This window comes from Rhizobium phaseoli, assembly GCF_003985125.1.
Classification (GTDB): domain Bacteria; phylum Pseudomonadota; class Alphaproteobacteria; order Rhizobiales; family Rhizobiaceae; genus Rhizobium; species Rhizobium phaseoli.
Window position 1 is genome coordinate 112273 of sequence record NZ_ML133571.1, and the last position, 22297, is coordinate 134569.

Below are 22297 nucleotides of genomic sequence, written 5' to 3' on the forward strand. Positions count from 1 at the left end.
TGGGAGGAGGAGGCGGTGGGCAAACGAGGAGCCCACCGCCTTTTTTATCAGGCGGTGCGGGAGCTTCTGTAAACAGAAACGCCGAGCTCCCTGATCTTCTTGCGCAAAGTGTTGCGGTTGAGGCCGAGAAGATCGGCCGCCTTGATCTGGTTGCCGCGCGTTGCCGTGAGCGCCGCAAGGATCAACGGGTATTCCATCTCGGTCAGCACACGGTCATAGAGGCCGGGCGGTGGCAGGTTTTCGCCGAAGCCGGCGAAATAGGTGCGCATATTCTCCTCGACGGCTTGCGCGATCGTCATTGAGCCGTTGCGGATTGGCCCCTTGTCGATCGGGCTGTCGGGCACATCGGAGCGCAGCTCGGCATCGATGATCTCGCGGGTGATGACATCCTGCGGATAGAGCGCCATCAGGCGACGGATGAGGTTTTCCAGCTCGCGGACGTTGCCCGGCCAGGCATAGGCCTTCATCAGTTCCAGCGCCTCCTGATCAAAGCGCTTGGAGCCGAGGCCTTCCTTTTCGGCCTGCTGGATGAAATGGCGCACAAGATCGGGAATATCCTCGGCGCGGTCGCGCAGCGGCGGCAGACGCAGCGGCACGACATTGAGGCGGTAGTAGAGGTCCTCGCGGAAGAGGCCCTGATTGATCGCCTGCTTCAGATCCTTGTTGGTGGCGGCGACGATGCGCACATCGGTGCGGATCGGCGTGCGGCCGCCGACGGTGGTGTATTCGCCCTGCTGCAGCACGCGCAGCAGCCGGGTCTGGGCGTCCATCGGCATGTCGCCGATTTCATCGAGAAACAGCGTACCGCCTTCGGCCTGCTCGAAACGGCCGGTCGAGCGGGTTTGCGCGCCGGTGAAGGCGCCCTTCTCATGGCCGAAGAGCTCGGATTCGATCAGGTCGCGCGGGATGGCCGCCATGTTGATCGCGACGAAGGGGCCGTTGCGGCGCTTGCCGTAATCATGCAGCGCGCGGGCGACAAGCTCCTTGCCGGTGCCGGATTCGCCGGTGATCATCAGTGTCAGATCCGTCTGCATCAGGCGGGCAAGTACACGGTAGATTTCCTGCATCGCCGCCGACCGGCCGACGAGCGGCATGCCGTCCTGCATATCCTCTTCCAGCTTGGCAGGCTTGCGCTTCGGCTCGGCGAGCGCGCGGCCGATGATGCCGATCAGCTCGGTGAGATCGAAGGGCTTCGGCAGATAGTCATAGGCGCCCTTCTCCGAGGCCTTGATGGCGGTCATGAAGGTGTTCTGCGCGCTCATGACGAGAACCGGCAGATCGGGACGGGCCTTCTTGATGCGCGGCAAGAGGTCGAAGGCGTTTTCATCAGGCATCACCACGTCGGTGACGACAAGATCACCCTCGCCCGCCGAAATCCAGCGCCAGAGGGTAGCGGCGTTGGAGGTGATGCGAACATCATAGCCGGCGCGGCTCAAAGCCTGGTTGAGCACGGTGCGGATCGCCGCATCATCATCTGCAACGAGGATCGTGGCTGTCATCGAGAAGGTCCTGTCGAGCTTGCGGAAGAAGCATCCTCGAGCGAAACGTCCTTCGACGCCGGCATGAGAACGCGGAAAGTCGTGCGGCTGTTCTGGCTGTCGCATTCGATGATGCCGCCGTGATCACCGATGATCTTGGCAACCAGCGCCAGGCCGAGGCCGCTGCCGTTCGTCTTGGTGGTGATGAAGGGATCGAAGAGATGCGGCAGCAGATCGGCGGGAACGCCGGGGCCGTTGTCGTGAACGCAGAATTCCAAGGGCAGCGAGATCTTTTCGCGGGTGCCGGCGACGGAAAGACGAATGCCGGGGCGATAGGCGGTCGTCAGCATGATCTCGCCGTCCGGCCGATCGCCGACCGCTTCGGCGGCGTTCTTCACCAGGTTGAGGAAGACCTGGACGAGCTGGTCGCGATTGGCATAGACGGCCGGCAGCGATGGGTCATAGCTCTCGGTGACGCGGATGTTGCGGGCAAAACCGGCCTTGGCGACGGCCTTCACATGATCGAGCACGGAATGGATATTGACCGGCATGCGATCGACCGGACGTTCGTCGGAAAAGACTTCCATGCGATCGACCAGCGAGACGATGCGGTCAGTTTCGTCGCAGATCAGCCGGGTGAGCGCCCGGTCGTCGTCGACCGCGGACTGCTCGAGCAGCTGCGCGGCGCCGCGGATGCCGGAGAGCGGGTTCTTGATCTCATGCGCCAGCATCGAGGCGAGACCGGTCACCGAGCGGGCGGCGGCGCGATGCGTCAGCTGCCGGTCGATCTTGTCGGCCATCGATCGCTCCTGAAAGACGATGACGACGGCGCCGGGCTCGCTGATCACCGGGGCGACGTAGAGGTCGACGAGCTTGTCCTGACCGAGCCGTGGCGAGCTCAGATCGACGCGATATTCATTGACCGGCGCCTTCCGCTCGCGCACCTGGTCGATCAGGGCGAGCAGCGGGCTGCCGAAGGGAATGAAGGTCGAGATCCGGTAACGCGCGAGATGCGAGGCGCTGGCGCCGAAAAATGCCTCCGCCTCCCAATTGGCGAAGGCGACGAAGCCGGATTCGTCGACCATGACAACCGGGTTCTGGATGGCGTTCAGCACGGCCATGGCGACGGTTCCGCCGGTCTGATCGGGCGGAGATATCGTATCCTTCGTCATGCCGCCTCCCGGCTGTCGACAAGAGCTGCATCAAGCGCATCATAAAGGCGTGCGGCCACCTCGCCCGGATCGCGCGAGGTCATGATCGCAGCCTTCTCGCCGCCGGCAAGCGCTGGGGCAAAACGCTCGAGATACCCGCCGAGATGCTTGCGGGCATGGCGGATCGCCACCGCCTCGCCATAGAAATCGAGCATCATCCGGTAATGTTCGACGGCGATATCGGCAATGTCTTCGCGTCGCGGCTCCGCCGCACCGGCAAGCACGCCGGCATGCCACGGCCTGCCCTGGCAGCCCCGGCCGATCATGACGGCATCGGCGCCGGAACGGCGCAATATTTCCTGCGCATCTTCCGCGGTCTCGACATCGCCATTGGCGATCAGCGGGATGGAGATGACGTCGCGGACGGCACGGATCGCATCCCAATCGGCGCGGCCTTCGTAGAATTGCATGCGGGTCCGCCCATGAATGGTGACGAGCTGGATGCCGGCGGCTTCGGCGCGGCGGGCAATGTCGGGCGCGTTGATGGAATTCTCGTCCCAGCCGAGACGCATCTTCAGCGTCACAGGAATATCGACGGCCTTGACCGTCGCCTCGATCAGGCCGAGCGCGTGATCGGGATCGCGCATCAGCGCCGAGCCGGAATAACCGCCGATCACCTTTTTTGCCGGGCAACCCATATTGATGTCGATGATATCGGCGCCATGATCGGCAGCGATCTTGGCTGCCTCCGCCATCCAGTGCGCCTCGCGGCCGGCGAGCTGCACCATATGCGGCCGGAAGCCGGCCGCCTTGAGCCGCGACCAGGATTCGGCGGTGTCATTGACCAGCTCGCGGCTCGCCACCATCTCGGTGACCACGAGCCCGGCGCCGAAGCGCCAGGCCAACTCGCGGAAGGGCATGTCCGTCACGCCGGACATCGGCGCCAGCACAACCCGGTTCCGCACGGATACGGATCCGATTCGGAAAGGCGCTGCGAGGTCCTTGGAAATCAAATGATTATCTTTCAGGCACACCATGTAACTGCATTATTTTTAGCCACAGATCGATGGCTTTGCCAAGAGGGCTCGGATCGGAATCGATATTTTTCGGACAGATGCTGGAAAAGGCCCAAGCAAGAGGTTAGAGCACTCCGGTCAATTCCGCATATTTTAGGGGATTTATGCTGCAAATGCCGTCCAAGCAACCGATATCGGCTGGAATTGTCATCGTTGCCGCCGGCCGCGGCGAGCGTGCCGGATCCCTCAAGGAAGGCCCCAAGCAATATCGCCCGATCGGCGGCAAGCCGGTTATCGTCCATACGCTTGAAAACTTCATGACATGGGAGCCGGCGACTGCGATCGTCGTCATCATTCATCCCGATGACGAGGCGCTGTTTGCCAAGGCATTCCGCCATATCATTTCGGCAACGCCGATCGAAACGGTGCATGGCGGCCCGACCCGGCAGCAATCGGTGCTTGCCGGCCTTCGATACCTCAAGGACAAGCATGTCAGCCATGTGCTGATCCACGATGCGGTGCGGCCTTTTTTCGACCACGCGCTTCTCGACCGCATTGCCGAAAACCTTGGCAACGGCGCGCTAGCAGTGCTGCCGGCCATGCCGGTCACCGATACGCTGAAACGCGCCGACGGCGCCGGCACGGTGCTGACGACTGTATCGCGCGAGCAGCTTTATGCGGCGCAGACGCCGCAATCCTTCGCCTTCGACACCATTCTCGACGCGCATGAGAAGGCGGCGGCGAGTGGACGCGGCGATTTTACCGACGACGCCTCGATCGCCGAATGGGCGGGCATTCCGGTGACGATCGTCGAGGGCACGACCGACAACGTCAAGCTGACGGTGAAGAAGGATATCACCATGGCCGACGACAAGCTGTCGGCCTCGCTGCTTCCCGATGTGCGCACCGGCAATGGCTACGACGTGCACCAGCTCGAAGCGGGCGACGGCGTGACGCTCTGCGGCGTATTCATTCCGCACGACCAAAAGCTGAAAGGCCATTCGGATGCCGACGTGGCGCTGCATGCGCTGACCGATGCGCTGCTTGCCACCTGCGGCGCCGGCGATATCGGTGATCATTTCCCGCCATCCGACCCGCAATGGAAGGGAGCGGCCTCGCGCATCTTCATCGAGCATGCCGCGCAGATCGTGCGCGAACGCGGCGGCACGATCATGAATGCCGATGTCTCGCTCATCGCCGAGGCGCCGAGGGTCGGGCCGCATCGCGAGGCCATGCGGGCGAACCTGTCGGAATATCTCGGGATCGATCTCGAGCGCTGCTCGGTCAAGGCGACGACCAACGAGACGATCGGCTTCGTCGGCCGGCGCGAAGGCATCGCGGCGATCGCCACGGCGACCGTCGTCTATCGCGGGAGGACATGATGGGCCTTTTCCCTGCTGATATCCTTTCGGCGGCAGAGGCGATCATCCGTGACTTCACCGCGGCGGGGCTGATGGTGTCAACCGCCGAATCCTGTACCGGAGGGCTGATATCAGGCGCGCTGACGGAGATATCCGGCTCATCCGCCGTCGTCGACCGCGGCTTCGTCACCTACACGAACAGCGCCAAGATCGAGCAGCTCGGCGTGCAGGCGCAAACGCTGCTGCGCTTCGGCGCAGTCTCTGAGGAGACCGCCCGGCAAATGGTGCACGGCGCCCTCTTCCGCTCGCGTGCCGACATCGCCGTCGCCGTCACCGGCATTGCCGGCCCCGGCGGCGGATCGGCCGAAAAACCGGTCGGCTTGGTGCATCTTGCCGCCAAATCGCGCGGTGGCGCCCTCATCCATCGGAAAATGCTCTATGGCGACATCGGCCGCAGCGAGGTTCGGATGGCCACGGTCAGGACGGCGCTGGAGATGGTGCGTTCGCTGCTCACGGGCTGAGGAGCCTGCAACCGCCGTCAGACCGGAGCGTAGATCTTGCCGGCGCGCGTCTCGAAGGCTTCGGTGAACATGCGGAAGGCGCGGTCGAACATCGAGCCCATCAGCGCGCCGAGAATGCGGCTCTTGAACTCGTAGTCGATGAAGAAATCGATCGTGCAGCCGCCGGACGGCGTCTCGGCAAAATGCCAGCGATTCTCGAGATACTTGAACGGGCCATCGATATATTTGACCTCGATCACCCGCGCGGCCCGGTTCAAAAGCACCTGGGTCGTGAAGGTCTCGCGGATCGCCTTGTAGCCGACAGTCATGTCGGCCACGAGCAGGATCTTGCCGTCACGCTCCTTGCGGCTCCTGACCGACAGCGCCTCGCACAGCGGCAGGAACTCGGGATAATGTTCGACATCGGCAACGAGATCGAACATCTGGTCGGGCGTATGCGGAACGGAACGGTGGGTTTCGAATTGCGGCATAGGCGGCAATTAAGCGGGCCGGCCGAGAAGATCAAGAAGCTCGCGCATCTGGCGATGGGATTTTAGCTGGAGAATCGGCATTTCAGGGCCGTGCTCTGCGATCCCGGCGGCATGATCTCGAAGTGCCGCCTCGATTAACGGGACCGCATCGCGCTCGAAGTTCCAGATATAGGAAAGCGCATCGAGCGAGAGGCTTTCATGGCAGCCGGCAGGCAGTTCGGGGCGATTTCGCCCTAGATAACGCAATGCTCTTGAGATGGCGCCGTACAGACAGACATGCCTTGGCGGGCGAAGCCAGATGACCGCCTGCGCGCGCGGCAGGCGGAGATGGAAGGAGCTGAGACCGGTTCCATCCATGATCCAGCGCTCTCCCGCCACGGCCTTGGCGATAAAGCGATCGATCTCATCGCGCGGCCTCTTTCTCCAGCCCGGCAGCCAGTAGAACTCGCAGTCCATGGAGATGTAAGTAAGGTCGAGCGCTCGCGAGAGCCGCTTTGCGAGCGTGCTCTTGCCGCTGCCGGGGCAGCCAATCACCAGGATACGGTCGGCTGCGGCCAGCATCGAATTCAACCCGGATGTGACATTCATCTGCGACCGCCCAAGGAAAAACCGCGATGAAAACCGCTGCGGTCAGTTTGCTAATTACCCTTGCTCTCTACTCGGCGTCATCCTCGACCTTGTGCTGCCTTGTGCCGAGGATCTGCTGCCCTATCGACTAGAGGCAGATGCTCGGGACAAGCCCGAGCATGACGAAAGAGAGGTTGGCTGGCATTGTCCACCGGCCATCTGACCGCAGCGAAGATTTTCAGAGCCGCTTAAGCAAGCGCAAACCTTACTCAGCTGCAACCAGAAGCTTCTTCTCACGCGCCGCACGCAGCCGCGCAAAGTCGTCGCCGGCATGGTGGGAGGAGCGGGTCAGCGGGCTGGAGGCGACCATCAGGAAGCCCTTGCTGTAGGCGACCGTCTCGTAGGACTTGAACTCGTCCGGGGTGACGAAGCTTTCGACCTTGTGGTGCTTGCGGGTCGGCTGCAGGTATTGGCCGATCGTCAGGAAGTCGACATCGGCGGTGCGGAGGTCGTCCATCAGCTGGAGAACTTCGTTGCGCTCCTCGCCGAGGCCGACCATGATGCCCGACTTGGTGAACATGGTCGGGTCGAGTTCCTTCACCCGCTGCAAGAGCCGGATGGAGTGGAAGTAGCGGGCACCGGGGCGAACCGTCAGATAGTTGCCGGCAACCGTTTCCATATTGTGGTTGAAGACGTCAGGCTTGGCGGCGACGACGCGCTCCAAGGCACCCGGCTTCTTCAGGAAGTCCGGCGTCAGGATTTCGATCGTCGTTGCCGGCGAGGCGGCGCGGATCGCCCAGATCACCTTTTCGAAATGTTCGGCGCCGCCGTCCTCAAGGTCGTCGCGGTCGACGGAGGTGATGACGACGTGGGAAAGGCCCATCTCCTTGACCGCCTTGGCGACGTTCTCCGGCTCTGCCATGTCGAGCGCGTTCGGTTTGCCGGTCGCGACATTGCAGAAGGCGCAGGCGCGGGTGCAGATCTCGCCCATGATCATGAAGGTGGCGTGCTTCTTGTCCCAGCACTCGCCGATATTCGGGCAGCCGGCCTCCTCGCAGACGGTGACGAGCTTGTGCTCCTTCACGATCGCCCGCGTCTCGGCATAACCCTTGGAAGTCGGCGCCTTGACGCGGATCCAGTCCGGCTTGCGCATGACTTCCGTATCCGGCCGATGCGCCTTCTCCGGATGGCGCACGCGCTTGGCGTCGGGATTGATCGTGTCGAGAATTGTCACCATTGCAGTTTCAGCTTTCTACCGCCTCTACGCGGCAAATCTCCAGGACCTAGCGCCGCACCAGCCGCGCAAGGAATATCAGCAGGCAGGCGCCAAGGAAACCCGTGACGAAATAACCGAGCCGTCCGCCGGCGAGCTGGACATGGAACTGGGCGAGGATGGCGGTGGCGACGACCGAGCCGACGATGCCGAGCACGATGTTCAGGAAAATCCCGTACCGCGCCTCCATCAGCTTGCCGGCGAGCCAGCCTGCAAGGCCGCCGATGATGATTGCCGAAATCCAGCCCACGCCTTCCATGCCTGCCCTTACCCCTTAAGCGACCGCCCTGGCGATCAGCACCACGATGATGGCGCCGACGGTGGCGTGGATGATCTGCACGACCAGCGCGTTATCAATACCCAGCGAAATGCCGAGCGCGCTGAACAGATAGCCGCCGACGAAGGCGCCGATGATGCCGCTGAGCAAGCATCGGATCAAGCCGCCGCCACCGACGACCAGACTTGCAAGAAAGCCTGCCACCAGACCGATCAGCAAAAACACCAGCAACGCTTGCGTCTCCATAGACATGAGGATTTCCTTTCGTTTTATCCACCCTGGGCGATGAACTCGTCGCCACGGGAGGACGGCTCGCCGCCTCGGGATAGAGGGCAGCCCTGGAAATTATCAAGCGTTCAGCACACGGCCATAGGCATCGAGCACGGCTTCCTTCATCGTCTCGGAGACGGTCGGATGCGGGAAGATGGTGTGCATCAGTTCTTCCTCGGTCGTTTCGAGGTTCATCGCAACGACGAAGCCTTGGATGAGTTCGGTGACTTCAGCGCCGACCATGTGGGCGCCGAGAAGCTCGCCGGTCTTCTTGTCGAAGATCACCTTCACCATACCCTGGTCTTCGCCGAGCGCGATAGCCTTGCCGTTGGCGGCGAAAGAGAAGCGGCCGACGCGGATGTCGCGGCCCTGCTCCTTGGCCTTGGCTTCGGTGAGACCGACGGAGGCGACCTGCGGATTGCAATAGGTGCAGCCCGGAACCTTGCCCTTGTCGGTCGGATGAACATTCGGCAGGCCGGCAATCTTCTCGACGCAGACCACACCCTCATGCTCGGCCTTGTGCGCCAGCATCGGCGGGCCGGCAACGTCGCCGATCGCATAGATGCCGGCGACATTGGTCTTGCCGTAACCATCAGCAACAACGCAGCCGCGGTCGGTCTTGATGCCAAGCGCTTCGAGACCGAGATTTTCGATGTTACCCTGGACGCCGACGGCCGAAATCATCCGATCGGCGGTGATCTGCTGCATCTTGCCATCTGACGTTTCGACATGGGCGGTGATGCTGCCCGCGCCCTTCTCGACCTTCGTGACTTTGGCGCTGGTGAAGATCTTGAGGCCGCGTTTTTCCAGCTGCTTGCGGGCGATGGCGGTGATTTCCGCATCCTCGACCGGCATGATGGTCGGCATGACTTCCACGACCGTGACGTCGACGCCCATCGAGCGGTAGAAGCTGGCGAATTCGATGCCGATCGCGCCCGATCCCATGACGATCAGCGACTTCGGCAGCGCGTCCGGTTTCAGTGCCTCGAAATAGGTCCAGATCAGCTTGCCATCAGGCTCGATGCCCGGCAGCGCGCGCGGACGGGCGCCGGTGGCGATGATGATGTGCTTGGCGGTATAAGTGCCCTCGCCCTTGACGTTCTTCGGCAGCGGATGCTGCGGCTCGACCACAGGCTTCGACGACTTGCCGACGACGATCTCGCCGGGCTGAGCCCCGGTCGAAGCCTTGGTGAGCTTCCCCTCGCCCCAGATGATGTCGATCTTGTTCTTCTTCATCAGGAAGCCGACGCCGGCATTGAGACGGGCGGAAACGGCGCGCGAGCGGCCGACGACGGCCTTGGCATCCGGCTTGACCGTGCCTTCGAGAACGAGGCCGAAATCCTTGAAATGATTGGCGTGATCGAGCACCTCGGCCGAGCGCAGCAGCGCCTTGGTCGGGATGCAGCCCCAGTTCAGGCAGATGCCGCCCATATGCTCGCGCTCGACAATCGCCGTCTTGAGGCCGAGCTGGCTGGCGCGGATGGCGGCGACATAGCCGCCCGGACCGGAGCCGATGATGATGACGTCGTAGGATTCAGCCATGTGTGTCCTGCCCTTTGTTACGCTGCGCTGCGGGTCATGAGCACCCACGCGTGGCTCTTGCTGTTATCGAAGAGCGGCACGGCATCGGCGCGCGCAGCCTCCAAAAATCCGTTTCTTCCATAAAGCGACAAAGCCGCTTCGTTATCACTTGCGGTGATCAGACTGACGGGCCGGCGATCGGCCCTGTCGATCTGATCCTCCAGCAACCTTTTCCCGATGCCGATGCCGCGCAGATGGCGATAGACGCCGAGACTGCCGATGAACCAGCTTCCGACCACCGTCTTCTGCAAGGCGAGCATCGGCTCGGTCGCCGCAATCGTCGCCTCGATATCGCCTATGCCCTCATCCAGCGCATGACCGATCGCCACGCCCGCGACTTCGCCATAGACCTCGGCGATGACGGCATCCCGCCAGCCGCCGACGCCTTCCTCCTCGCTCATCTTCCGCCTGCCGCATTCCAGCGGCGTGTCGCTAGCGCCATTCGCCACATCGGCGAACCACAGCCAGGAGGCAAAACCGTGCGACGCGATATCCGCCAGGATCGCCAGCTCCGAAGCATCCCGCCGTGACGCCTGCCGCAGCGCGACGAAGGAAGCCATGCTCAGATCCCCAGCATCATCCGGACGATCGATTCCAGCCCGCGTCCGAGCGCACGGGTGTTTTCCGCATCGAGATGAATGCCGTCGATCGGCGTGGTCTTGGCGGCGGAATTGCCATCGAAGAAACCGCAGCCGAGTTCGTCGGCGAGATCGCGGTAAAGCGTTGCGAGCTTTGCCGATTCCTCGATGCCGCCGGGAAAGGATGCGGCGAAGGGCACGTTACCCGTCGCGCAGATCGCCGGCGGTGCTACGATCAGGATTTCCGGCCCGTCGAACTCGAAAGGCCAGGCATGATTGCGGATCAGCCGCACGAGGCGGCTGATGCCCTGGCAGGCGGCAAAGGCCGAACCAGCCACGACCGGCTTCATGTCGTTGGTGCCGAGCAGAAGGATGACGAGGTCGAGCGGCGCATGCGTCTGCAGAATCGTCGGCAGAACGCGCGCACCGTTGCGGTCGCAATCGGCGAGGTGGTCGTCGAAAGCGGTGGTGCGACCGTTCAGCCCTTCGGCAATGACGCGCGCCTCGCTGCCGAGCGCTGCCTGAAGCACGCTCGGCCAGCGATTCTTGTACTCATGACGGCCGATCGTCTCGGCGTCATAACCCCAGGTCAGCGAGTCGCCATAGCAAAGAACGGTCTTGGTCATTTCCGCCTCCGCTTCGCTATCAGACAAGCATGCCCATCGGGTTTTCGATGTAGCCCTTGAAGGCCTGGAGCAACTCGGCGCCGAGCGCGCCGTCGACGCAGCGATGGTCGGTCGAGAGCGTGACTGACATCACCGTGGCGATCGCCATTTCGCCGTTCTTGACGACAACCCGCTGCTCGCCGGCGCCGACCGCGAGGATCGTTGCATGCGGCGGATTGACGACGGCGGCGAAGTTCTTGACGCCCATCATGCCCATGTTCGACACCGAGCTGGTGCCGCCCTGATATTCCTCGGGCTTCAACTTGCGGTCCTTAGCCCGCTTGCCGAGATCGCGCATCTCGTTGGAGATGACAGACAGCGTCTTCTGCTCGGCCTTGCGGATGATCGGGGTGATCAGGCCGCCGGGGATCGAGACGGCGACGCCGACATCGGCGTGCTTGTGCTTGACCATGTTGCTGTCGGTCCACGACACGTTGGCGTCGGGAACATCGCGCAACGCCAGCGCCATGGCCTTGATCACCATGTCGTTGACCGAAAGCTTGTAGGCCGGAGCGTTGTCCTTGCGCGGCGCCGCATCGTTCAGCTGGGCGCGCAGCGCCATCAGCGCGTCGAGCTCGCAATCGACGCTGACGTAGAAATGCGGGATCGTCTGCTTGGATTCGACCAGGCGCCGGGCGATCGTCTTGCGCATGCCGTCATGCGGCACGAGCTCGTAGGAGCCCGGCTCGAACAGCTTGAGCACGGCTTCCTCAGAAGCGCCCTTCGGCGCTGCGGCGGCCGGAGCGGCAGCTGCGGCGGCCTGCGGAGCAGCAGCGGCCGGTGCGGGCGCTGCCTTGGCGCCACCGCCGGCAACGGCGGCTTCGACGTCGCTCTTGACGACGCGGCCATGCGGGCCGGAGCCTGCGACCGCCGAAAGGTCGATGCCGGCCTCCTTGGCAAGCCTGCGGGCAAGCGGCGAAGAGAAGGTGCGGTTGCCGCTTGACGAAACCGCCGCGGGTGCGGTGGCAGGCGCCGGTGCAGCAGCCGGAGCGGACGGGGTCGGAGCCGGTGCAGCCTCGGCCTTCGCAGCCGGGGCGGCGTCAGCCTTTGCCGGAGTGGCGGAGCCGGCGCCGCTTGCGGCGGCGGCGACATCCTCGCCATCGGCGGCAAGAACGGCGATCAGCGCGTTGACCTTGACGCCTTCGGTGCCTGCGGCAACGACGAGCTTGGCGACCGTTCCTTCATCGACGGCTTCGACTTCCATCGTCGCCTTGTCGGTCTCGATCTCGGCGATCACATCGCCAGACTTGACCTTGTCGCCTTCCTTGACCAGCCACTTGGCCAGATTGCCTTCTTCCATGGTCGGAGAGAGGGCGGGCATCGTGATATTGATCGGCATCGAGATACCCTCCCCTTATTTGTAGCAAACAGCCTTCACCGCATCGACGACTTCGCCGACGTTCGGAAGCGCCAGCTTTTCGAGATTGGCGGCGTAAGGCATCGGCACGTCCTTGCCCGCAATCGTCAGGATCGGCGCATCGAGATAGTCGAAGGCCTGCTGCATGACGCGGGTGGCGATTTCGGTGCCGACGGAGGACTGCGGATAACCTTCCTCGACGGTGACCAGGCGGCCGGTCTTCTTGACCGATTCGATGACCGTCGGCAGATCCATGGGGCGGATGGTGCGAAGGTCGATCAGTTCGACGTCGATGCCGATCTTTTCGAGTTCGGCAACCGCCTTCGTCGCATAGGTCATGCCGATGCCGAAGGAGACGACCGTGACGTCCTTGCCCGAACGGTGAATGCGGGCCTTGCCGATCGGCAGGACGAAATTGTCGAGCTTCGGCACATCGAAATGCTGGCCGTAGAGAATTTCGTTTTCGAGGAAGATGACCGGGTTCGGATCGCGGATCGCAGCCTTCAGCAGGCCCTTGGCGTCGGATGCCGTGTAGGGCATGATGACCTTCAGACCGGGGATCGCGCTGTACCAGGCCGCATAATCCTGGCTGTGCTGGGCGCCGACGCGGGCGGCAGCACCGTTCGGGCCGCGGAAGACGATCGGCGCGCCCATCTGGCCGCCGGACATATAGAGTGTCTTGGCGGCCGAGTTGATGATGTGGTCGATCGCCTGCATGGCGAAGTTGAAGGTCATGAATTCGACGATCGGGCGAAGGCCGGCCATGGCGGCGCCGACGCCGACACCGGCAAAGCCGTGTTCGGTAATCGGCGTATCGATGACGCGGCGAGGGCCGAATTCCTGCAGCAGGCCCTGGGTGACCTTGTAGGCGCCCTGATATTCGGCGACCTCCTCACCCATGACGAAGACGTCGTCGCTGGCGCGCATTTCCTCGGCCATGGCGTCGCGCAGCGCTTCGCGCACAGTCATTGACACCATTTCGGTGCCGGCCGGGATTTCCGGGTCGTTCGGAACCGCAGCCTTGGGCTCGGCGGGGACGGGAGCAGCAGCCGAACCGGTATTTGTCGGCTTTTCTTCCTGAGCAACCTGCGGAGCAGCGACCGGAGCCGGCTGAGCAGCAGCAGGAGCGGCGGAAATCGCGTCGGCCGATTCGCCATCCTGCAGCAGCACGGCGATCTTGGTGTTGACCTTGACGCCTTCGGTGCCGGCATCGACGAGCAGCTTTCCGATGATGCCTTCGTCGACGGCTTCGACTTCCATCGTCGCCTTGTCGGTTTCGATTTCGGCAATCACGTCGCCGGAGGTGACCTTGTCACCTTCCTGCTTCAGCCATTTGGACAGCGTGCCTTCTTCCATCGTCGGAGAGAGGGCGGGCATGAGGATATCGATAGGCATGGGTTCCCTCCCCCGATTAGAGCAGAATGTCGGTGTAGAGCTCGGATGCATCCGGCTCCGGATCGGCCTGGGCGAAATCGGCGCTGTCGGCGACGATGTCGCGGACATCCTTGTCGATCGCCTTCAGATCGTCCTCGGAGGCCCAGCCCTTTTCGATCAGGCGCGCCTTGACCTGCTCGATCGGATCCTGCTCGGAGCGCATCTTCTGCACTTCTTCCTTCGTGCGGTACTTCGCCGGGTCCGACATGGAGTGGCCGCGGTAGCGATAGGTCAGCATTTCGAGGATGATCGGACCCTTGCCGGAGCGGCAATGTTCAAGCGCCTCGTCGGCGGCCGCCTTGACGGCGCGCACGTCCATGCCGTCGACCTGGATGCCGGGGATGCCGAAGCCGGAGCCGCGCAGCGAGTAGTTCGATTGCGCGGTGGCGCGGGCCGTCGAGGTGCCCATGGCGTAGCGGTTGTTCTCGACGATATAAACGATCGGCAGCTTCCAGAGAGCCGCCATGTTGAAGCTCTCGTAGACCTGGCCCTGGTTGGCGGCGCCGTCGCCGAAATAGGCAATCGAGACATTGCCGTTGCCGCGGTAATGATTGGCAAAGGCGAGACCGGTTCCGAGCGAAACCTGGGCGCCGACGATGCCGTGACCGCCGTAGAAGTGCTTCTCTTTCGAGAACATATGCATCGAGCCGCCCTTCCCGTGGGAATAGCCGCTGCGGCGCCCGGTCAGTTCCGCCATGACGCCGCGGGCTTCCATGCCGGTTGCCAGCATGTGGCCGTGGTCGCGATAGGCGGTGATGACCTGGTCGCCTTCTTTCTGCGCCATCTGCATGCCGACGACGACAGCTTCCTGACCGATATAGAGATGGCAAAAGCCGCCGATAAAGCCCATGCCGTAAAGCTGACCGGCCTTCTCCTCGAAGCGGCGGATCAGTAGCATCTCGCGATAGGCCTTGAGTTCCTCATCCCGATCGAAGTCGGCTACCGGGCCTCCATTCGATGCTTTGGCTGCTGGTTTTGCTGCAGTTTTGCGGCTGGAAACGGTCGCGGTCTTTCGCGGCGCCATTCAACCCTCCCTATGGGTTTGTCGTTTCTCGATGGCGCGTACCATAGGGAAGAAATATGACCACAGCAATGCCATAATTGCATGGCTCGTATTCGGCACTAAACTATTGGAAATACGTCAGTAATTCCAATTAACCGAATTCCAGTTAATTGGAATAATGATTGAATATGACGATCTCGTCGGCGCGCGACATATTCAGCTGATAGCGCGCCTTTTCGTCCAGCATATCCTTGTCGAGCGAACCGTCACTGAGGAGCGCGACCTGACTTTCCAGATGTTCGCGCTTCGCCTTCAATACCGCAAGCTCTTTTTCGCGCGCGACGCGCTGACGCTCGAACGTCTCCGTCGCCCGCAACCCATAATCGCCATGGACGCAATGATAACCGAAATAGGAAAGGAAGGCGACCGTCATGGCCGGAATGACGAAGCGGCCGAGCTTTCTCTTCTTATGATGCTTTGTCCACATACACGTATGCTCTTGAACGCATTACCAATTCGTTCAGCATAATGCGCAGAGATTAACCGTTCGTTGACCGTAAAAATCAGGCAATAAAAAACCCGCGCCGGGAGGGCGCGGGTTAAGCCGTTGACGTCAGATCCGATCAGCCGCGGATGATCGAGCGGCCGGCATATTGGGCCTGGGGCCCGAGGCCTTCCTCGATGCGGATCAGCTGGTTGTACTTGGCGAGGCGGTCGGAACGCGACAGCGAACCGGTCTTGATCTGGCCGCAGTTGGTGGCAACCGCGAGATCGGCGATGGTCGAATCCTCGGTCTCGCCGGAGCGGTGGGACATGACAGCGGTGTAGGCCGCCTTGTGCGCCGTATTGACCGCATCAAGCGTTTCCGTCAGCGAACCGATCTGGTTGACCTTGACCAGGATCGAGTTGGCGACACCCATGCGGATGCCGTCGCGAAGACGGGCGGAGTTGGTGACGAAGAGATCGTCACCGACGAGCTGGATCTTCTTGCCGGCCAGATCGGTCAGCGCCTTCCAGCCGTCCCAGTCGTCTTCGGCCATGCCGTCCTCGATCGAGATGATCGGGTACTTGGCGGCGAGTTCGGCCAGATATTCGGCCATGGCGCCCGATTCGAGCGTGCGACCTTCACCTTCGAGAACGTATTTGCCGTCCTTGAAGAATTCCGTCGAGGCGCAGTCGAGGCCGAGGTAGATATCCTCACCCGGCTTGTAGCCGGCTTTCTCAACCGACTTGACGATGAAGTCGAGGGCTTCCGAAGCGCTCTTCAGGCCCGGTGCGAAACCGCCTTCGTCGCCGACATTGGTGTTGTGGCCCTGGGCTGCAAGTTCCTTGCGCAGTGTATGGAAGACTTCCGAACCCATGCGCACGGCTTCGGCGATCGTATCGGCGCCGACCGGCAGGATCATGAACTCCTGGAAGTCGATCGGATTGTCGGCATGGGCGCCGCCGTTGATGATGTTCATCATCGGCACCGGCAAGAGGCTCGCCGAAGCGCCGCCGACATAACGGTAGAGCGGCAGGCCGGAGGCCTGGGCGGCCGCCTTGGCGACGGCAAGCGACACGCCGAGGATGGCGTTGGCGCCGAGACGCGACTTGTTCGGCGTGCCGTCCAGTTCGATCATGATGTTGTCGATCTGGATCTGGTTTTCGGCGTCGATACCGCCGACCGCGTCGAAGATCTCGGTGTTGGCGGCCTCGACCGCCTTCTCGACGCCCTTGCCGAGGTAGCGCTTGCCGCCGTCGCGCAGCTCGACCGCCTCATGAGCGCCCGTCGAGGCGCCCGAGGGAACGGCGGCGCGGCCCATGCTGCCGTCTTCGAGATAGACATCGACTTCGACGGTGGGGTTGCCACGGCTATCGAGAATCTCGCGGGCGATGATATCGGTGATTGCAGTCATGGGTTCTTCCTGCTCGGTGGGTGATCAATCGTTCGAAGCCTGTCATAATCGAAGGCGTGCAAATTACAATGCCGCAATTTCCAGCCTTCGAAACGGCTTCCCGACGTGGCCTAAACCACGATCATGTCAACCTGTTGGACGTCAGGCCTTGGCAACCGCGTCAAACGCAAGCAATTTCTCAAGCAGCCGCGGCATGTCCTTGAGATAAACCATGTTCGGGCCGTCGGACGGCGCGTTGTCAGGGTCCTGATGGGTTTCCAGGAAGACGCCGGCAATACCCGTCGCCACGGCTGCGCGCGCCAGCGTCTCGACGAATTCGCGCTGGCCGCCCGAGGATTCGCCCTGCCCGCCGGGCTGGGCGACGGAATGGGTCGCGTCGAAAATGACCGGCGCGCCCATCGCCGCCATGATCGGCAGCGAGCGCATGTCGGAAACCAGCGTATTGTAGCCGAAGGAGGCGCCGCGCTCGCACAGCAGCACGTTCGGATTGCCGCTGGCATTGAGCTTCTTCAGGACGTTCTTCATATCCCAGGGGGCGAGGAACTGGCCCTTCTTGACGTTGACGACGCGGCCGGTCTTGGCGGCGGCGATCAGAAGATCCGTCTGGCGGCAGAGGAAGGCGGGGATCTGCAGAACGTCGATCACCTCAGCCACCTCGGCGCATTGCTCGGCGGTGTGGACGTCGGTCAGGACGGGAAAGCCGAATTCCTTCTTCAGGTCGGCGAAGACCTCCATGCCCTTTTCAAGCCCGATGCCGCGCTCGGCCGAGAGCGAGGTGCGGTTCGCCTTGTCGAAGGAACTCTTATAAACGAGGCCGATGCCGAGCTTTGCGCAGAGCTCCTTCAGCGTGCCGGCGACCATGAAGGCGTGATCGCGGCTCTCCATCTGGCAGGGGCCGGCAATCAGTGACAGGCGGCCGGTATTGGAAAAGGTGACCTGGCCGTTGCCTTCGCCGATCTTGACCTCGGAATTGGTATCAGTGCTCATCGTGGTTCCTCGAAGGCAAAAAGCGCGCCCTGCCCGGGCGTGGGCTTCACCAGAATGCGATTGTTCTTGCGTGTGTATGTCACTCCGTTAGCAGCCAAATGCGCTTCTGTCACGGCAAGATCGGTGACGGTGAAAAGGATTGCCTGGCCGCGCAGGCCACGATCGGCGGCGGAAACGACAAGCTCGAAATAGGCCTCCAGCCCTTCCGGCGTCATCAAGCTGATCTTGGCATTCGAGGCCGCGATCTCCACGCCGAAACCGGTTTTCTCTACTGCCGTTTGCCCGACCGCAAGACCAACGAAGGCGGAAAATGCCGCCGGGTCCGGCGTACAAACCGCGATTTCGGCAATGCCGGTCACACCATTGGCATGTGTCTCCAGCGCGGCGCGATCGGCGGGGAAGGCATTGATGCGCTGACAGGTGAAGAGAAAGAAGTCGGGAGCGCGCAGATCTCCTGAAAAGGCCAGTTTGAAGCTGCCGACGCTTTCCGAACCATCGGGCATCCGCAGGGGCCGGCTGAACTGCAACATCTCGCCGGCACTCGCGCCGCTGCCGACGAATCGCCGATGATCGAGGCCGGCATCCTCGGTGAGAAAGGCCAGCGCCGAAAGTCCCTCCTCGCCGCAGCGGAAGCGGAAGGCGCGGTTGCGGGCGATGAAGACATTGCCCTGGCGGGCCGCTGTCTCGCTCTCCTCGACGCTCGTAACGCCAAGCGGCTCGATATAGGTCTTGTCTGCGAAGAAGACGCAGGCATTCTCCGTTCCGAAGGGATGACGCGCATCGGCGGCGACGGTGAAGCCGAGTTTGCCGAGCCTTTCGCGCGCCAGTTCGATATCGACGACCGGAAGTACGACGTGATCCAGCGGATGCGGCTTAGCGGAATGTGCGCTCATGATATCCCTCCTGACACGTCAAGAGATGTGCGACAGCACTCCCCCCAATGCAAGAGTGTGTGCCAATCCGGCGAATGAAAATAAAAATCTCAACGAGTTGGTGCGAAGTTTTACGGAAATTTAGCTACTTGCGGAACACATATGGAACATATAGTGTCTGTTCTGGATTTGTTTCAATCACGGGGTCTGACGTCGATGCTCACGCGCAAACAACAGGAGCTTCTCCTTTTCATTCATGAGCGCATGAAGGAATCGGGCGTTCCCCCCTCTTTCGACGAGATGAAGGATGCCCTGGATCTCGCCTCGAAATCCGGCATCCATCGTCTGATCACGGCGCTTGAGGAACGCGGTTTCATTCGCCGCCTACCGAACCGGGCCCGGGCACTGGAGGTGATCAAGCTGCCGGAAGCCTATAGCCCCAGTCTTCAGCCGCGCCGCGGTTTTTCGCCGAGCGTCATCGAAGGCAGCCTCGGCAAGCCCCAGCCGGTCGCCGCCCCCGCTGCCGCAAAGCCGATTGCCGACAACGGCAACTCCGTCTCCGTGCCGGTCATGGGCAGGATTGCCGCCGGTGTTCCGATCTCGGCAATCCAGAACAATACGCACGACATCGTCGTCCCCGCGGATATGCTCGGCTCGGGCGAGCATTACGCGCTGGAGGTCAAGGGCGATTCGATGATTGACGCCGGGATCTTCGACGGCGACACGGTGATCATCCGCAACGGCAGCACCGCAAGTCCCGGCGATATCGTCGTCGCCCTCGTCGACGACGAGGAAGCGACGCTGAAGCGTTTTCGCCGCAAGGGTGCCTCGATTGCCCTCGAAGCCGCCAACCCGGCTTACGAGACCCGTATTTTCGGACCCGACCGGGTCAAGGTGCAGGGCAAGTTGGTCGGCCTCATTCGCCGTTATCACTGACAGCAGACGGGGCGGCTTCGGTAAAACTGTCTTTGCGCCAGTCATAGGCCCGATGGCGCATCCATGGGCGGGACAAGGCATTGAATGCGGTTGCGATCTCGAGTCCCGTCTGCGCAAAACGCAATTCGACGGAACCGGTCCTGCGCAGCGTCTCGCCGGTGAAGAGGCTCGCACCCGAGCGGCAACGGTCGAAACGCAGGCGCACCGAGGTCACGACGATCTCGCCGACTTCGCAGGCCGGGCCGAGATAGGCGGCGTTGTCGATGACTGCGACGACATGGCCATTGCCGAGCCTGGCGATACACCAGGCTTTCTTGACGCAGGAAAACCGATTTGCCTCACCGCCGGCTGCGGCGGCCACCATTGCCGTCCTCGCTTCATTCTGCTGATCGCGCGAAAGCTTGACGCGGCGGTCCTCGCCCTGCGGCGGGATGGCAGGGCCATCCAGCATTTTCGGCGGGTGATGCGTCGGCAGGACCAGCGCTCTCTGCCACTGGTCGAAGATGAAGTCCGGCGGGTTTTCGCGGTTTGAAGCCATTGCCGTCGCCGCGACGAGCCCCACGAGACCACCATCCTCGGAAATCACCAGATCCGGCGGCCGGGATCCCGGCAGAATGAGCAGGATGAGCGTCGCGACGGCGAGGATCGATGTGCCGGCCTGCCGTAACCGGGTGCGAAGCAGCGTCAGCAGCAGAAAGCCTGCCACGGCCACGACGAAATACCAGCCGGGCAAGCGGCCGAAGCCGATATCACCGCCCCAGCCGGACACCGTCTTGGCGACCGCGATCACCAGATCGAGGCCGAAGCCGACCACCGTCCAGAGCGGAGCGTCCAGCCCGAACGGCATGAGCAACATGGCCAACAGCCCCGCCGGCATGACGATGAAAGAGATGATCGGCATCGTCGCAAGGTTTGCCGGCAGGCCATAAGCGGTCAGGCGATGAAAATGCTCGATCGAAAACAGCGCCGTGGAAAAGCCGCCGATCAGCGAAGTCAGGAAGACGCCGCCGAAGAAACCGGCGACCGCCGCAACCGGCTGCAGGACCGGCAGCTTCAGCAACGGGTTTTCCCGGATGCGCCGGTCCTTCCATTGCTGATAACCCGATACCAGCGCCAAAGTCGCGGCAAAGGACATCTGAAAGCTTGGCCCCAAGACCTCGGAGGGTGAAATGGCGATGATGACCAGCGCCGAGAGAACGACATTGCGCAGGCTGATCGACGGCCGATCGAAGAAGACGGCAATCAGCATGATCGCCATCATGATGAAGGCGCGTTCGGCCGAGACGCCGAATCCCGAGATCAGGAAGTAGGCCGTGACGGCTATGAGCGCGCCGGCGGCGGCGATCTTCTTTGTCGGATAGGCTTGAGCGACACCAGGAAAGAGGCTGAGCAGCATCCGGAAGCCGACGAAGAAAATGCCGGCCGACAGCGCCATGTTGAGGCCAGAGATCGCGACGATATGAGCAAGGCCGGACTGGCGCAGCGCCTCCGTCGTTTCCTTCGAGATGGCGCGCCGCTCGTCAGTCACCAGAGCGGCGGCAAAAGCGCCTGTGTCGCCGGGCAAAATTGAGCGTATGCGATCGCCGATGCCGCTGCGCAACCTATAAAGCCATTCGAGCAGAGCGTCGGACGTCGATGTCACAGCCGGCGGGCCCGCCTGCAAATCGACTTTCTCAGGGGCACCGTAGAAGAAGCCGTTAGCGCCGATGCCATCGAAATAGGCACCGAATGAAAAGTCGTTGAGGCCAGGAAGCGCTGGCCCTGCCGGCGGCGTCAACCGCGCTCGGCCGGTGATGATGTCGCCGATCTCGAAAGGCATATCGGCGCCGCGGGCGATTACGGTTATGCGCCGCGGCGGCCGCTTCACTTCCGGTGCCTCGGTGCCGGTGACGGCAAGAATATAGCGCCACCGCCCGCGGTCGTCGCCTTCGCGCCGCTCGACGCGGCCGGTCACCGTCGTCGTCACGGATGAATCGAGGATGACCGTCGAGGCCCGCCAGCTTTCGAACTGCGCGCAGAGCATGCCGCAGGCCACCAGGGCAAGCGCCAGGAACATCGCCCGCAAGGCCGGCCGGCTGCGGCCGGCGACAAGCCCCGCAAGCATCAACACCGACAGGCAGAGCAACGATGGAACGAGAGGAACATCCGTTGCAGCAAGAAACCAGAATGCCGCGCCGGCGCCGAGGAAGACCGGCGAGAACAGGAGCAAACGGCCGTGGTCGACCTCCTCGCTCAGCATCCGGCCGCCGGCACGCAGCGATTGTGCCATTGCCGCCGGCAGCCGGTGGCGCACTGACATCGCCGACTGGGTTCTTGCCGGACGCATCACCGCGGCAGGGGCAGGAAAGTCCGCGGAATCGGCAAGACCGACGTCCGCTTGCGGCCGCAATTCGACTGTTGTCAATTCCTGCATGCGCGGCCCGAAGTCACCCTGCCCAGGCATTCAGAATGCAACCTCCGGGCAAATCCGGCAAGCATAATCGATTGAAATGCGAGGGAAAATCGCAAATGCGAAAAGACCAGTCGAATCATCGGTTTCCGCTATGCGTGCGGCTCATCGCTGCAGTGCCTAAAAGGTGATGCCGCAATGCACAAAATGCCG

22 protein-coding genes are annotated in these 22297 nt (G+C 62.5%); 3 read left to right on the forward strand and 19 right to left on the reverse strand.

Going from position 1 to position 22297, the window contains the following annotated elements; translation table 11 throughout:
* Positions 1 to 47 precede the first annotated feature (47 nt).
* From ntrC to dusB, 3 genes are read right to left on the reverse strand one after another with little or no spacing between them, the layout of a single operon-like run.
* A complete protein-coding gene (gene ntrC / locus EFD56_RS14020; protein WP_012483696.1) occupies positions 48 to 1499 on the reverse strand; it encodes a nitrogen regulation protein NR(I) in 1452 nt (483 codons plus the stop codon).
* Positions 1496 to 2650, reverse strand: coding sequence for a two-component system sensor histidine kinase NtrB (locus EFD56_RS14025; protein WP_085742454.1), 1155 nt, complete (start codon positions 2648 to 2650; stop codon positions 1496 to 1498). The genes ntrC and EFD56_RS14025 overlap by 4 nt, the downstream gene beginning before the upstream one ends.
* Positions 2647 to 3666 carry a tRNA dihydrouridine synthase DusB gene (dusB, locus tag EFD56_RS14030; protein ID WP_085742453.1) on the reverse strand — a complete coding sequence of 340 codons (1020 nt, stop codon included), beginning with the start codon at positions 3664 to 3666 and terminating at the stop codon, positions 2647 to 2649. Before dusB ends, EFD56_RS14025 begins: the two co-directional genes overlap by 4 nt.
* A gap of 143 nt (positions 3667 to 3809) precedes the next feature.
* On the opposite strand from dusB, the gene EFD56_RS14035 reads away from it, so the two are divergent.
* Positions 3810 to 5027 (forward strand): bifunctional 2-C-methyl-D-erythritol 4-phosphate cytidylyltransferase/2-C-methyl-D-erythritol 2,4-cyclodiphosphate synthase, encoded by a 1218-nt coding sequence (locus EFD56_RS14035; RefSeq protein ID WP_126905570.1) that lies wholly within the window; start codon positions 3810 to 3812, stop codon positions 5025 to 5027.
* Positions 5024 to 5527, forward strand: a complete 504-nt coding sequence (locus EFD56_RS14040) for a CinA family protein (protein ID WP_183819584.1) — start codon at positions 5024 to 5026, stop codon at positions 5525 to 5527. The genes EFD56_RS14035 and EFD56_RS14040 overlap by 4 nt, the downstream gene beginning before the upstream one ends.
* Before the next feature lie 17 nt (positions 5528 to 5544).
* On the opposite strand, the gene EFD56_RS14045 is transcribed toward EFD56_RS14040, so the two are convergent.
* The 15 genes from EFD56_RS14045 to EFD56_RS14115 all read right to left on the reverse strand — a co-directional run bounded on the left by EFD56_RS14045 (position 5545) and on the right by EFD56_RS14115 (position 18780).
* Positions 5545 to 5997 (reverse strand): type II toxin-antitoxin system RatA family toxin, encoded by a 453-nt coding sequence (locus EFD56_RS14045; protein ID WP_037138625.1) that lies wholly within the window; start codon positions 5995 to 5997, stop codon positions 5545 to 5547.
* Positions 5998 to 6006: 9 nt separating this feature from the next.
* Positions 6007 to 6585 (reverse strand): AAA family ATPase, encoded by a 579-nt coding sequence (locus tag EFD56_RS14050; protein WP_010006876.1) that lies wholly within the window; start codon positions 6583 to 6585, stop codon positions 6007 to 6009.
* A 244-nt stretch (positions 6586 to 6829) separates the two neighbouring features.
* A complete protein-coding gene (lipA, locus tag EFD56_RS14055) occupies positions 6830 to 7801 on the reverse strand; it encodes a lipoyl synthase (protein ID WP_012483690.1) in 972 nt (323 codons plus the stop codon).
* A gap of 46 nt (positions 7802 to 7847) precedes the next feature.
* Positions 7848 to 8096 carry a GlsB/YeaQ/YmgE family stress response membrane protein gene (locus EFD56_RS14060; protein ID WP_012483689.1) on the reverse strand — a complete coding sequence of 83 codons (249 nt, stop codon included), beginning with the start codon at positions 8094 to 8096 and terminating at the stop codon, positions 7848 to 7850.
* Between the two features lie 15 nt (positions 8097 to 8111).
* Positions 8112 to 8366, reverse strand: a complete 255-nt coding sequence (locus tag EFD56_RS14065) for a GlsB/YeaQ/YmgE family stress response membrane protein (protein WP_003573335.1) — start codon at positions 8364 to 8366, stop codon at positions 8112 to 8114.
* 96 nt (positions 8367 to 8462) lie between these two features.
* Positions 8463 to 9926 (reverse strand): dihydrolipoyl dehydrogenase, encoded by a 1464-nt coding sequence (lpdA, locus tag EFD56_RS14070; protein WP_085742451.1) that lies wholly within the window; start codon positions 9924 to 9926, stop codon positions 8463 to 8465.
* 17 nt (positions 9927 to 9943) lie between these two features.
* Entirely contained in the window at positions 9944 to 10525 is a 582-nt protein-coding gene (locus EFD56_RS14075) for a GNAT family N-acetyltransferase (protein WP_085742450.1), read from the reverse strand.
* Positions 10526 to 10527: 2 nt separating this feature from the next.
* Positions 10528 to 11169, reverse strand: coding sequence for an SGNH/GDSL hydrolase family protein (locus EFD56_RS14080; RefSeq protein WP_085742449.1), 642 nt, complete (start codon positions 11167 to 11169; stop codon positions 10528 to 10530).
* A 19-nt stretch (positions 11170 to 11188) separates the two neighbouring features.
* Positions 11189 to 12547, reverse strand: a complete 1359-nt coding sequence (locus EFD56_RS14085; RefSeq protein ID WP_085742448.1) for a pyruvate dehydrogenase complex dihydrolipoamide acetyltransferase — start codon at positions 12545 to 12547, stop codon at positions 11189 to 11191.
* A gap of 15 nt (positions 12548 to 12562) precedes the next feature.
* Positions 12563 to 13960, reverse strand: coding sequence for a pyruvate dehydrogenase complex E1 component subunit beta (locus tag EFD56_RS14090; protein ID WP_085742447.1), 1398 nt, complete (start codon positions 13958 to 13960; stop codon positions 12563 to 12565).
* A 16-nt stretch (positions 13961 to 13976) separates the two neighbouring features.
* Complete coding sequence (gene pdhA / locus EFD56_RS14095) at positions 13977 to 15023, reverse strand: pyruvate dehydrogenase (acetyl-transferring) E1 component subunit alpha (RefSeq protein WP_012483684.1); 1047 nt, start codon at positions 15021 to 15023, stop codon at positions 13977 to 13979.
* A gap of 145 nt (positions 15024 to 15168) precedes the next feature.
* Complete coding sequence (locus EFD56_RS14100) at positions 15169 to 15489, reverse strand: FtsB family cell division protein (RefSeq protein WP_004678648.1); 321 nt, start codon at positions 15487 to 15489, stop codon at positions 15169 to 15171.
* 136 nt (positions 15490 to 15625) lie between these two features.
* Complete coding sequence (gene eno / locus EFD56_RS14105) at positions 15626 to 16900, reverse strand: phosphopyruvate hydratase (RefSeq protein ID WP_037138602.1); 1275 nt, start codon at positions 16898 to 16900, stop codon at positions 15626 to 15628.
* A gap of 141 nt (positions 16901 to 17041) precedes the next feature.
* Positions 17042 to 17887 (reverse strand): 3-deoxy-8-phosphooctulonate synthase, encoded by an 846-nt coding sequence (gene kdsA, locus EFD56_RS14110; protein ID WP_085742446.1) that lies wholly within the window; start codon positions 17885 to 17887, stop codon positions 17042 to 17044.
* Complete coding sequence (locus EFD56_RS14115; RefSeq protein ID WP_085742445.1) at positions 17884 to 18780, reverse strand: VOC family protein; 897 nt, start codon at positions 18778 to 18780, stop codon at positions 17884 to 17886. Before EFD56_RS14115 ends, kdsA begins: the two co-directional genes overlap by 4 nt.
* A 195-nt stretch (positions 18781 to 18975) precedes the next feature.
* Between EFD56_RS14115 and lexA the strand changes: the two genes are divergently transcribed.
* Complete coding sequence (gene lexA / locus EFD56_RS14120; RefSeq protein ID WP_004678639.1) at positions 18976 to 19695, forward strand: transcriptional repressor LexA; 720 nt, start codon at positions 18976 to 18978, stop codon at positions 19693 to 19695.
* On the opposite strand, the gene EFD56_RS14125 is transcribed toward lexA, so the two are convergent.
* On the reverse strand, positions 19676 to 22108 hold the full coding sequence (locus EFD56_RS14125; protein ID WP_206513418.1) for a ComEC/Rec2 family competence protein: 2433 nt from the start codon (positions 22106 to 22108) through the stop codon (positions 19676 to 19678). The two genes, lexA and EFD56_RS14125, sit on opposite strands and share 20 nt — an antisense overlap.
* Positions 22109 to 22297: the final 189 nt, after the last annotated feature.